We start from the raw sequence: 12502 nt of genomic DNA on the forward strand, positions 1-12502 counted from the left end.
GGGCGTGTCCATTCCGTTCCTTCAAACGCAATGGCCGCCCCGAGAGGGCGGCCATTTCAATTTGGAACGCGAAGGTTCTGAAAATCAGGCGTTCGCGGCGCGGATCTGGTCGGCGGCGTCCTTGTTGTAGGCCACCTCCTTCGCGTCGAAGAGTTGGTCGAGCTCGCCCGACAGCGTCATCTCGGTGACGATGTCGCATCCGCCGACGAACTCGCCCTTCACGTAAAGCTGCGGAATGGTCGGCCAGTCGGAGAAGTCCTTGATCCCCTGGCGAATCTCGGCATCTTCGAGCACGTTCACGTCGGCATAGTCGATGCCCATGAAGTTCAGGACCCCGGCGACCCGGGAGGAGAAGCCGCATTGCGGCATGGCCTTGGTGCCCTTCATGAAGAGCACGACGTCGTTCTTTTCGACGGTGTCGCGGATCCGGTCGAGCGCGGTCGTTGTGGTCATATCAGTCACTCCGGTGCCTTGGTAGTCAGCGCGAGCGCATGGAGTTCCCCATGCGCGCCGTCCATCTTGCCTTTGAGCGCGGCATAAACCGCGCGCTGCTGCTGGACGCGATTCATGCCGCGGAAGCTTTCGTCGATCACCTCTGCGGCGTAGTGGTTCCCGTCACCGGCGAGGTCGGTAATGGTGATCTTCGCCTCCGGGAACGTCGCGCGGATGAGGGTTTCGATGTCTTGCGCTTCCATCGCCATGAGGCGTCCTTCCGTTTTGGTCTTGCCTCATATGTAAGCCGGGCGTCGATGCGCCGCAAGGTACCGCGCGTGGCCGGGGCGGCGCCTGCGGCGGGGGTGTTTCGGCACTGAGGAAGCCCCGATGCGTTCAGGTGACCGCGGCGGCGAAGGCTTCACGGTAGAGGGTGGAGAGCGCGGCGAGGGGGGCGGAGGCCGCGCCGAGCGTCACCGTCGTGCCGCCGAAGTGGCCGACCAGCGCCAAAGGCACCGACGCCGAATTGGCCGCCGCCGTCAGCGTGGCGATGTCGGATTGCCGCACCGCGACGAGATAGCGGGCCTGGTCTTCTCCGAAAAGGAAGGCGGTCGTGTCGGGGTCGATCTTCACCCCGATGCCCGCCGACTCGGCCATTTCGAAGGCGGCGAGCGCGAGGCCGCCATCGGAGAGGTCGGTCGCGGCACGGACCGACTTGCGGTTGGCGCGAAGGAACTCGCCGTTCCGCCGCTCGGCGGCAAGGTCGACATGCGGCGCATCGCCATCTTCCCGTCCGAAGGCCTCGGCGAGAAGGGCCGACTGGCCGAGATGGCCTTTCGTCTCGCCGATGACGATCGCGACGTCGCCGTCTGACGGCAGGCCGGCGATGAGGTCGTCGAGCGAGTTCAGAAGCCCGACCGCGCCGATCGTCGGCGTCGGCAGGATGCCCTTGCCGTCGGTCTCGTTGTAAAGCGAGACGTTGCCAGAGACGATCGGCAGGTCGAGAGCGGAGCAGGCCTCGCCGATGCCTTTGATCGCGCCGACGAACTGCCCCATGATCTCTGGCTTCTCGGGATTGCCGAAATTGAGGTTGTCGGTCGCGGCGAGGGGCAGGGCGCCCACGGCGGTCAGGTTGCGATAGGCTTCGGCGACCGCCTGCTTGCCGCCCTCGACCGGGTTCGCCTTCACATAGCGCGGCGTGACGTCCGAGGTGAAGGCAAGGGCCTTGCCGGTGTCGTGGACCCGCACCACGCCCGCGCCCATGCCGGGCGTGCGGATCGTGTCGGCCATCACTTGCGTGTCATATTGCTCCCACACCCAGGACTTGTGGGCGTAGTTCGGCGAGCCGATAAGCGCCTTCAGCCCCTCGATCGGATCGATCTCCGGCAGGTCCCCGAGCGGCGCCGCGGCGGGCGTGGGCAACCAGGGCCGGTCGTATTCGGGGGCCGAGGACGACAGCTTCGACAACGGCAGGTCGGCCTTCACCTCGTTGCCGTGCAAGATCAGGAAGCGGTCCTCGGCAATCGTCTCGCCGACGATGGCGAAATCGAGGTCCCATTTCTCGAAGATCGCACGCGCGACGGCTTCCTTCTCGGGCTTCAAGACCATGAGCATCCGCTCCTGGCTTTCCGACAGCATCATCTCGTACGCGGTCATATGCGCCTCGCGCTGCGGCACGTCGTCGAGTTGCAGCTTGATGCCAAGACCGCCCTTGTCGCCCATCTCGACGGCGGAGCAGGTGAGGCCCGCCGCCCCCATGTCCTGGATCGAGATGACGGAATCCGACGCCATGAGTTCGAGGCAGGCTTCCAAGAGGCGCTTTTCGGTGAAGGGGTCGCCGACTTGCACGGTCGGCCGCTTCTCCTCGATCGTGTCATCGAATTCGGCCGAGGCCATGGTCGCGCCGCCGACGCCGTCGCGCCCGGTCTTCGCGCCGAGATAGACGACGGGCATGCCGACGCCGGAGGCGGCCGAATAGAAGATCTTGTCGGCATCGGCGAGACCGGCCGCGAAGGCGTTCACGAGGCAGTTGCCGTTGTAGCTTTTGTGGAACCGCACCTCGCCGCCGACATTCGGCACGCCAAAGCAGTTGCCGTAGGAGCCGACGCCCTCCACCACACCCTTCACCAGATGCGCGGTCTTGGGATGATCGGGCACGCCGAAGCTGAGCGAATCCATCGCCGCGATGGGTCGCGCGCCCATCGTGAAGACGTCGCGCAGGATGCCGCCGACGCCGGTCGCGGCGCCCTGATGCGGTTCGATATAGGACGGGTGGTTGTGGCTCTCCATCTTGAAGATGACGGCCTGGTTGTCGCCGATATCGACGACGCCCGCATTCTCGCCCGGTCCGCAGATCACCTGGGGGCCCGTTGTCGGCAGCGTGCGGAGCCACTTCTTCGACGACTTGTAGGAACAATGTTCGTTCCACATCGCCGAGAAGATGCCAAGTTCGGTGAAGCTCGGTGCGCGCCCGATGATCTCAAGGATCCGCTGGTATTCGTCGGGCTTCAGCCCGTGCGCGGCGATCAGATCCTCGGTGATCTCAGGTTCCAGCATTCCATCCCCCGGAGCTTCGCGGTTGCGGCGTCTTTTAGGGGCAAGGGGAGGCGGAGGAAAGGCCCAAAACCGGAGCCGAAAAAAATCTGTCGAGGGATGTGGAAGCCGGGTTGCGGGGGGGCGTCCTTGCGGCGCACTACTGGTCCACGAACCGGCACCCGTCGTTCGGCTCAACAGGGCCGCCGCGCAGGCGGAGGCCGGAGCGTCCGAAACAGCGCCGATCGAACGGGATGCGCTGGCGGGCGAACTGGCGCGGGGCTGACCCGGCCCGGATCGTCCGTGATCCGGCATCTCGGATTTCGGAACCGAGGCCGAACGACAGCTTCTTCGCAGTCGCGTGGATGGATTTTCGGATGTCGGTTGCCGAGGGACGGGCACTTGCCGGAAGGCGGTCTTGCCGCTTCGGGGGGGGGGGTCAGTCCGGCGCGTCCTTACGCGGAGGGCCGAAGTCTCGCGATGTGGGGCAGGCAATTCGCAACCTGCGAAAAAAAAGGCCGAGACAAGCTCGGCCCAAGTCCAACAGGGAGGTAGAAGGCGGTAAGAGTTGCCTCAACTATCGCCTTCAAGTTCGATTTATGTGCGGTTTGCGAACGGTTCAAGAAAAATCATGCCGCAGGCGCAACATGGCCGCTATGCGTTGCAGGCATGCCTCACCGCAACCTCAGGTTGCGGTGTCATCCACGCGCCGTTTTCGATATGCGATGATCTCTTCCATCACGAAATCCCGGAACGCCGCAATGCGCTTCGAGTGGCGCAGTTCCTCGGGGTAGGCGAGGAACACCGGAACCTCGCTCGATTCCACTTCCGGCAAGACACGGACGAGGTTCGGGAAGTCTTCCGTCAGGTAATCCGGCAGAACACCGATGCCGAGATTGAAGAGCACCGCCTGCAAGACGCCGTAATAGTTGTTCACGGTCAGCGTGGAGCGAATGTCCTGCGCCAGCAGGCTCTGCACGAGCGTCGCGCCCGCGGCGACCTGCGCCGTCGAGGGGTTCTGGCTGATCAGCCGGTGTTCCGGGATGTCCTCCAGCCCGCTCGGCGATCCCCAGGTTGCGAGGTAGTCGGCCGTCGCATAAAGCCGCATCCGGACGCTCATCAGCCGGCGGCGGATCAGGTCCGCCTGACTGGGCTCCTTCATCCGGATCGCGACGTCCGCCTCGCGCATCGGGAGGTCGAGCACGCGCTCCTCCAGCATCAGGTCGATCTTCAGGTCAGGGTATTTCTCGTACAGCTTGCCGAGGCGCGGGGCGAGCCAGAGCGTCCCGAACCCGGTCGTTGTCGTGACCCTGAGTTCGCCGAAGACCTCGTCCTCGCTGTCGCGGATCCGTGCCGAGGCCGTCTCGAGCCGCCGGTTCATCGACGAGGTGGCGTCGAAGAGAAGTTCCCCCTGTTCGGTGAGAATCAGTCCCCGCGCGTGGCGGTGGAACAGCGTGGTGTTGAGGCTCTCCTCAAGCGCGCGGATCTGCCGGCTCACGGCGGATTGCGACAGGTGCAACGCTTCGCCCGCATGGGTGAGAGAGCCCGCATCCGCGACCGCGTGAAATATTCTGAGCTTGTCCCAATCCATTCCGTTTCTTTCTGTCGTTTTTCGACCGATGCCTTATCGCTCAATTACATACGTCGGGGAAGTGAAACAAAAACCAGAGTGTGCGATTTGCCGGCTCCGTGCCCGGAAAAGAGGCTTTGTAGGTCAGCGATTTTGACCTATAATGTCCGTGCTCGGACACCGGGGAGGGCCAGATGGGCAAACCGCAGATTTCACTGGACGACCGCTACGACCTGACCCGGTCGCCGGTTCTCCTGAACGGCACACAGGCGCTGGTGCGGCTGATGCTCGCGCAGAAGGAACGCGACCGCAAGGCGGGCCTGAACACGGCAGGGTATGTCACCGGGTATCGCGGATCGCCGTTGGGCGGCGTCGACCTCAACATGGCCCGGGCAAGAAAGCTCCTCGACGCGAACGATATCCGCTTTCAGCCGGGGCTGAACGAGGATCTGGCCGCGACGGCGGTCTGGGGCACCCAGCAGGCGGAACTGCGCGGCGAGGGGCGCTATGACGGCGTCTTCGCGCTCTGGTACGGCAAGGGGCCGGGGGTGGACCGGTCGGGCGACGTGATGCGGCACGCCAACATGGCCGGAACCTCTCCAATGGGCGGCGTCCTGATGGCGATGGGCGACGACCATACCGGCGAAAGCTCCACCACGCTGCATCAGTCCGACTGGGCGATGGTGGATGCCTACATGCCGGTCGTCAGCCCCGCGGGGGTGCAGGAGATCCTCGACTACGGTCACTACGGCTGGGCGCTGAGCCGCTTTGCCGGCGTCTGGGTCGGTCTCAAGACGATGAAGGACACGGTGGAGGCGACGGCCGTCATCGACGGCAATCCGTTCCGCATGTCCTTCGTCACGCCCGACTTCCGGATGCCCGAGGGGGGGCTCAACATCCGCGTCCAGGACACGCCCGTCGCGCAGGAAGCGCGGATGATCGACTACAAGCGCTTCGCGGCCGAGGCGTTTTCCCATGCCAACCGGATGGACCGGCGGATCTGGGGCAAGCCGGGGGCGAAGATCGGATTCGTTGCCGCCGGCAAGAACTGGCTCGACCTCGTCCATGCGCTCGCGCTTCTGGGGATCGACGAGGCGGAGGCGGAGCGGCTGGGGATCACCACCTACAAGGTGGGCCAGACCTTCCCGCTCGACATGAAGGGGTTTCACGACTGGGCCGAGGGGCTCGACCTCATCGTCTGCGTCGAGGAGAAACGCAAGCTGATCGAGGTGCAGATCAAGGAGGCGATCTTCGACGACCGCCAGGGCCGGCGCGTCTACGGCTGGTACAAGGGCGGCGCGGGCGGCATGCACCGGGAGGAGCTGTTCCCGACCCGCCACGCGCTCGACCCCGCCTGGATCGCCGAGAAGCTCGGCGACATCCTGATCGAGGAGGGGCGCGGGACAGACGGAATCCGGGCGGGGCTTCAGGCGGTCAGGGAGGCGAAGAAGGCCGACAACGCGCCCGAGATCGCATCGCGCCTTCCCTATTACTGCTCGGGATGCCCGCACAACACCTCGACCAAGGTGCCGGAGGGCAGCCGCGCCTATGCCGGCATCGGCTGCCACTACATGGTTCAGTGGATGGACCGCTCGACGCTTGGCTTCACCCAGATGGGTGGCGAAGGCGTGAACTGGGTCGGCGAGGCGCCGTTCTCGAAGACGCCGCACGTGTTCCAGAACCTCGGCGACGGCACCTACAACCATTCCGGCATCCTCGCGATCCGGGCCGCCCTGGCCGCCGGAACGACCATCACCTACAAGATCCTCTTCAACGACGCGGTCGCGATGACCGGCGGGCAGACGAACGAGGGCGGCCTCACCGCCGCCCGCATCGCCCGTGAGGTACAGGCGATGGGGGTGGAGCACGTCGCCGTCGTCTACGATGACAAGGAGGACGTTGACCGGAACGCCTTTCCTGCCGGACTGGAATTCCACGAGCGGCACGAGATGGATACGATCCAGAAGAAGATGCGCGATCTCGATGGTGTGTCGGTCATTCTTTACATTCAGACCTGCGCCGCCGAAAAACGCCGCCGGCGCAAGCGCGGCCTGTTCCCGGACCCCGACCGCCGGGTGTTCATCAATACCGACATCTGCGAGGGCTGCGGCGATTGCGGCGTGCAGTCGAACTGCGTCTCCATCGTGCCGGTCGAGACCGAGCTGGGGCGCAAACGGGCGATCGACCAATCGTCCTGCAACAAGGATTTTTCCTGTATCGACGGCTTCTGCCCGTCCTTCGTGACGCTTCAGGGCGCGAAGGTGAAGAAATCCGGCGCGGCGGAGTTCGATCTGCCGGACCTGCCGGAACCCGCGCTGCCGAGGATCGACGGCACCTATAACGTCCTGATCACCGGCGTCGGCGGTACGGGCGTCGTGACCATCGGCGCGGTCCTGGCGCAGGCCGCGCAGATCGACGGCAAGGGTGCCGGAATGATGGAGATGGCCGGCCTCGCCCAGAAGGGCGGCGCGGTCAACATCCACCTGAGGCTCGCCGAAAACCCCGCCGACATCAGCGCGATCCGCGTCGCGGTGGGCGAGGCTGACTGCGTCATCGGCGGCGATCTGGTCGTGACCGGGGGGGCGAAGACCCTTGGCCTGATGAAGACCGGCCGCACCGGTGCCGTCGTCAACGCGCATGAGATCATCACCGGCGCCTTCACGCGTGATCGCGAATTCCGCTTGCCGACCGGAGCTTTGCGGCTGTCTCTTGAAGCACGGCTTCGGGACCGGGTGTGGTTCCTCGACGCCACCGAACTGGCCCGGCGGCTGATGGGCGACTCGATCTTTTCCAACATGCTGATGCTGGGCGGGGCCTGGCAGAAGGGCCTCGTTCCGCTTTCCGCCGAGGCGATCCGTCAGGCCATCGAGATGAACGGCGCCGCGGTCAAGGGCAACCTCCGTGCTTTCGAGATTGGCCGCTGGGCGGCAGCCCGTCCCGGCGAAGCTGCGAAAATGGGTGAGGAACCCGAAGCGGAACCTTTGACATTGCAGCAAAAGATCGACTTCCGCGCCGATCTGCTTCGGACCTATCAGAACGAAGCCTATGCCGAGCGTTACCGGCGCCTCGTCGCATCCGCGCCCGAAGACCTGCGCGAGGCGGTGGCCGAGGGCTATCACAAGCTGCTCGCCTACAAGGACGAATACGAGGTGGCGCGCCTGCATCTCGAAACCGCCGAAAAGGCGCGGTCCGAGTTCGAGGGCGATTTCCGCATGAGCTTCCACCTCGCTCCGCCGATGCTGGCCAGAAAAGGCCCCAACGGGCGTCCGAAGAAGCGGGAGTTCGGGCCGTGGATCGTCCCGGTGTTCCGTCTTCTCGCGGCGATGAAGGGGCTGCGCGGAACGGCGTTCGATCCCTTCGGCCGATCGTCGGAACGGCGCATGGAACGCGCGCTGATCGCGGAATACGAGGCGGACATGACGGAGGTCCTGCCCAAGGTCACGCCCGCGACCCGCGATGCGGTCGAAGCGCTCGCCCGCCTGCCGCTCGACATCCGCGGCTTCGGTCCGGTGAAGGAGGCGTCGCACCGCGCGGCGGCAAAACGGCGTGAGGAGCTTCTGGCCCTGATCCGCGCCGGTGGCGCACCGGTAAAGGAAGCGGCGGAATAGCGCGGGCCGCTTGTCGGTGCGCGCCCGCCGCGCGGTGGAAGCGAAACAGGCGATGGATTTCCGTTGCCGGGCGGCGTATGACTTGTGTCCAAAGCCGCTGCCGCATCGCGACTACGGTATTGAATATAAAAAGGAATACCGCGCCTGAGCCCCGACGGCTCCGGGGCAGGGAAGGGAAGCGCGAATGGCGGTCGGCATTTTCGATTCGGGGCTCGGCGGGCTCACCGTCTACGACGCGGTGGCGCGGGCGATGCCCGACGTGCCCTTCGTCTACTACGGTGACAACGCCCATGCGCCTTATGGCGTGCGCGATGCCGAAGACATCTTCAACCTCACCTGCGCCGGGGTCGAACGTCTTTGGGCCGAGGGCTGCGACCTCGTCGTCCTCGCCTGCAACACCGCCTCGGCCGTCGCGCTGAAGTGCATGCAGGAGACCTGGGTGCCGAAGGACAAGCGCGTCCTTGGCGTCTTCGTGCCCCTGATCGAGGCGCTGACCGAACGGCAGTGGGGCGACAACTCGCCGCCGCGCGAGGTCGCGGTGAAGCATGTCGCGCTTTTCGCGACGCCCGCCACCGTCGCCTCCCGCGCGTTTCAGCGCGAACTGGCCTTCCGCGCTATCGGGGTCGACGTGGAGGCGCAGCCCTGCGGCGGCGTCGTCGACGCGATCGAGCAGGGCGACGAAATGCTGGCCGAGGCGCTCGTCCGCTCCCATGTCGAGGCGTTGATGCGGCGGATGCCGAAGCCGGAAGCGGCGATGCTCGGCTGCACCCATTATCCGCTGATGCAGGCCGCCTTTCAGGACGCGCTCGGCCCGGATGTGAAGGTCTATTCGCAGGCGGATCTCGTGGCGCCAAGCCTCATTGACTACCTCGCGCGGCATCCCGATTTCGCCGGAACCGGCACCGAGTCGAAGTTCCTCACCACGGGCGATCCCGTGCGGGTGTCGTCGAAGGCGACGCAGTTCCTGCGCCGGCGGATCGCGTTCGAGGCGGCCTGAGGGAGCGGCAATGCGCGCCTTCGTGGCGATTCCCGTCCCTGAGGACATTCGTGACCGGCTGGAGGAGTTGCAGTCGGACCTTCCGGTCGGCCGTCTCTCGGATCCCGGGACCTTCCACGTCACGCTAGCATTTCTTGGCGAGGAACCCGTTGAACGGATCGAGGCCGCCCATGAGGCGCTGGACCGACTTGCCGCCGCGCCGTTCAGCCTCCGGATCGACGGGCTGGACACGTTCGGCGGGGCCGCACCCAGGACGCTGTTCGCCGCCATTGCACCCTCCGCACCGCTCGACGCCCTTCAGCGCAAGGTCAGGAGCCTTCTGCACGGGGCGGGGATCATGCCCGACCGGACGCGGTTTCGCCCGCATGTCACCCTTGCACGCTTCCGGCCCGGATCGGGAATCGACGCGGCGCTCGCACGGTTCCTGACCCGACACGCGACCTTCGGCACAGCGCCCTTTCCGGTGACGGAGGTCGTCCTTTACCGCTCGCATCTGACCGGCGACGGCGCAATTCATGAAGCGCTCGCCGAGTATCCGCTCTAGGCCGTCCTTGGACGAAGAAATCGGTTGAATCCGATGCCCTCGTCGCCCATCAAACGGCGAACCTTGCGACACGAGGCCCGCCATGACCCACAAGATCGCCATTCTCGGCGCATCCGGCTATACCGGGGCGGAGCTTGTCCGCCTGATCGCCACCCATCCGGCGATGGAGATCGTGGCACTGTCCGGCGACCGCAAGGCCGGCATGGCGATGGCCGAGGTCTTCCCGCATCTGCGCCACCTGAACCTGCCGGTGCTGGAAAAGATCGAGGACATGGATTTTTCCGGCGTCGATCTGGCCTTCTGTGCCCTGCCGCATGCGACCTCGCAGGCGGTGATCAAGGCGTTGCCGTCCGATCTGAAGGTTGTCGACCTCTCCGCCGATTTCCGGCTCCGCGATCCGGCGGAATACGAGAAATGGTATGGCAAGCCCCATGCCGCCGTCGACTTGCAGAAGACCGCCGTCTACGGCCTGACCGAGTTCTACCGGGATGAGATCCGGGCCGCGCGGCTTTGCGCCGGCACCGGCTGCAACGCCGCAACCGGGCAATACGCGATCCGGCCCCTGATCGAGGCGGGCGTGATCGACCTTGACGAGATCATCCTCGACCTCAAGTCCGGGGTCAGCGGGGCAGGGCGATCCTTGAAGGAGAACCTTCTTCACGCCGAGCTGTCTGGTGGCACCTATCCCTATTCGGCGGGCGGAGCCCACCGACATCTGGGCGAGTTCGATCAGGAGTTTTCCAAGGTCGCCGGCCGGCCGGTACGGATCCAGTTCACGCCGCATCTCATGCCGTTCAACCGGGGCATCCTCGCCACCGTCTATGTGCGGGGCGATGCGCAGGCGGTCCATGCCGCGCTTGCGGGCCGTTACGCGGACGAAACCTTCCTCGAGGTGCTACCCTTTGGCGCACTCCCCTCGACAAGGTCGATCGCAGGCTCCAACTTCGTGCATATCGGCGTGATGGCCGACCGGCTGCCGGGGCGCGTTCTTGTCGTCGCGGCGCTCGACAACCTCGCCAAGGGGTCGTCGGGGCAGGCGATCCAGAACGCCAACCTGATGCTGGGGATTGAGGAAACTGCGGGGCTCATGCTCGCCCCCGTCTTCCCGTGAGGATGCGATGAAGGGACTGAAGAAACAACGCCGGATCCAGATCATCGTGCTTGCCGCCGTGGCGATGGCGGCCAGCTTCGGGGCGTTCTACCTTGCCGCCCCCGATGCGCTGCAATATTTCCGCTCGCCCACCGAGGTCGCCGAAAAGGCGCCCGGCCCGAACGAGACCTTCCGCATCGGCGGTCTGGTGGAGGAAGGCAGCCTCGTGCGCGGCCAAGGGGCGGCGATCACCTTCCGCGTGACCGATACGAACGAGGCGATCCCGGTGCGCTACGAAGGCGTTCTGCCGGACCTTTTCGGCGAGAACGAGGGCGTGGTGGCGACGGGAAAGTTCGTTGACGGCACGTTCGAGGCGACCGAGATCCTCGCCAAACATGACGAGACCTACATGCCCAAGGAAGTGGTCGACGCCCTGAAGGAACAGGGCATGTATGTCGATCCGAACGCTGAGGCTGCGACGAATTAACGAATTCGTCAGAGCCTTTTCCCCTGACCCCTGGGGAAAAGCTCATGCAGACCGTCACCGACATTGCCCGTGAAATCGTCGCCCGCGAGGGCGGGTTTGTGAACGATCCCGACGATCCCGGCGGGGCGACGAAATTCGGCGTCACGATCGGAACGATGCGGCGGCTCGGCCTCGACCTGACCGGCGACGGGCGGGTGACGGAGGCCGATGTCCGCCGCCTGACCCGCGCGAAGGCGGAAGACATCTTCATCCAGCACTATTTCCGCGGGCCGGGCCTCGCGGAGTTGCCGGAGGCGCTGCAGGCATCGGTCTTCGACATGTATGTCAATGCCGGGGCGAACGCGGTGAAGATCCTCCAGCACCTGCTCAATGACATGGGCAACGACCTGACGGTCGACGGCGTCCTCGGTCCGATCACCCTCGCCGCCGCCCATCGCGCCGCCGGGAATGCGCCGCATCTTCTCGCCGATGCCTACGGGATCGCCCGGCGGAACTATTACTACAGGCTTGCCGATACCCGGCCGTCCAGCCGCAAATATGCCCGGCGCAAGGACGGCGGCAAGGGCGGCTGGATCACCCGCGCCGAGGCGTTCATCTCGCCGCGCTTCCACCTCAGCGAGGCCGAGCACCGGGCGAGGACCGCGACATGGGCATGATCGGACGCATCCTCGCTGGACCCGCCGTCGCGACGCTCGGTCAGACCGTCACGACCGTGGCCGATGTCTTCACCCCGAATGCCACGAAGAGGATGCAGGCCTCGCACGAGGCCTATCTCGCCGCGCTTGGCGAATACGGGGCGGAATTCCAGTATGTTCGTCCGGGGCCTTTCGACCGGTTCGTGAACGGGCTGAACAGGCTGCCGCGCCCCATGCTGGCGCTCGGCACGCTCGCGCTCTTCGTCTACGCGATGATCGATCCCGACAGCTTCACCCGCCGCATGGTCGGGCTGAACTATGTCCCCGAACCGCTCTGGTGGCTCCTGGCCGCGATCGTCGGCTTCTATTTCGGCGCACGCGAGGCGCATTACGTCCGCGCCAAGCCCGTGCCGCCGCCGGCGGTGTCTGCGGCGGTCGCGTCCGAAGGCCGGGACGGCAATGCCGCGCTGGCGGAATGGCGCCGAGGCAACGGCGACTGAGCGCATCTTCTTCTTGGCCGAAATACTCGCGGGGGGCCGGGGGGCGGCAAGCCCCCCGTGGCGCTTCCGGAGCCGGTCCGGGTCGCGGCGCGTCGGGGGCGCGACAT

The 12502-nt window shown here is 65.7% G+C and carries 11 protein-coding genes; 7 read left to right on the forward strand and 4 right to left on the reverse strand.

The features are described from left to right. Window positions 1–84 precede the first annotated feature (84 nt). From grxD to V5734_RS09565, 4 genes are all read right to left on the reverse strand, one after another. Window positions 85–453 carry a Grx4 family monothiol glutaredoxin gene (gene grxD, locus V5734_RS09550; RefSeq protein WP_347313266.1) on the reverse strand — a complete coding sequence of 123 codons (369 nt, stop codon included), beginning with the start codon at window positions 451–453 and terminating at the stop codon, window positions 85–87. A gap of 5 nt (window positions 454–458) precedes the next feature. Then, window positions 459–701 carry a BolA/IbaG family iron-sulfur metabolism protein gene (locus V5734_RS09555; protein WP_347313267.1) on the reverse strand — a complete coding sequence of 81 codons (243 nt, stop codon included), beginning with the start codon at window positions 699–701 and terminating at the stop codon, window positions 459–461. 127 nt (window positions 702–828) lie between these two features. Further along, complete coding sequence (purL, locus tag V5734_RS09560; RefSeq protein WP_347313268.1) at window positions 829–2988, reverse strand: phosphoribosylformylglycinamidine synthase subunit PurL; 2160 nt, start codon at window positions 2986–2988, stop codon at window positions 829–831. 661 nt (window positions 2989–3649) lie between these two features. Beyond that, window positions 3650–4555: a LysR family transcriptional regulator gene (locus V5734_RS09565; protein ID WP_347313269.1), complete on the reverse strand. Its 906-nt coding sequence runs from the start codon at window positions 4553–4555 to the stop codon at window positions 3650–3652. Window positions 4556–4728: 173 nt separating this feature from the next. On the opposite strand from V5734_RS09565, the gene V5734_RS09570 reads away from it, so the two are divergent. From V5734_RS09570 to V5734_RS09600, 7 genes are all read left to right on the forward strand, one after another. Then, on the forward strand, window positions 4729–8142 hold the full coding sequence (locus tag V5734_RS09570) for an indolepyruvate ferredoxin oxidoreductase family protein (RefSeq protein WP_347313270.1): 3414 nt from the start codon (window positions 4729–4731) through the stop codon (window positions 8140–8142). A 184-nt stretch (window positions 8143–8326) separates the two neighbouring features. After that, window positions 8327–9139, forward strand: coding sequence for a glutamate racemase (locus V5734_RS09575; RefSeq protein ID WP_347313271.1), 813 nt, complete (start codon window positions 8327–8329; stop codon window positions 9137–9139). Window positions 9140–9149: 10 nt separating this feature from the next. Next, window positions 9150–9683: an RNA 2',3'-cyclic phosphodiesterase gene (thpR, locus tag V5734_RS09580; protein WP_347313272.1), complete on the forward strand. Its 534-nt coding sequence runs from the start codon at window positions 9150–9152 to the stop codon at window positions 9681–9683. A gap of 82 nt (window positions 9684–9765) precedes the next feature. Further along, window positions 9766–10794, forward strand: a complete 1029-nt coding sequence (gene argC / locus V5734_RS09585) for an N-acetyl-gamma-glutamyl-phosphate reductase (protein ID WP_347313273.1) — start codon at window positions 9766–9768, stop codon at window positions 10792–10794. 7 nt (window positions 10795–10801) lie between these two features. After that, window positions 10802–11260: a cytochrome c maturation protein CcmE gene (ccmE, locus tag V5734_RS09590; RefSeq protein WP_347313274.1), complete on the forward strand. Its 459-nt coding sequence runs from the start codon at window positions 10802–10804 to the stop codon at window positions 11258–11260. A gap of 44 nt (window positions 11261–11304) precedes the next feature. Further along, the gene (locus V5734_RS09595) at window positions 11305–11916 is read left to right on the forward strand and encodes a holin-associated N-acetylmuramidase (protein ID WP_347313275.1); all 612 of its coding nucleotides are present in this window, start codon (window positions 11305–11307) and stop codon (window positions 11914–11916) included. Continuing rightward, on the forward strand, window positions 11907–12395 hold the full coding sequence (locus V5734_RS09600) for a holin family protein (RefSeq protein ID WP_347313276.1): 489 nt from the start codon (window positions 11907–11909) through the stop codon (window positions 12393–12395). Before V5734_RS09595 ends, V5734_RS09600 begins: the two co-directional genes overlap by 10 nt. Window positions 12396–12502 lie beyond the last annotated feature (107 nt).

It is taken from the genome of Defluviimonas sp. SAOS-178_SWC (assembly GCF_039830135.1).
Lineage (GTDB): Bacteria > Pseudomonadota > Alphaproteobacteria > Rhodobacterales > Rhodobacteraceae > Albidovulum.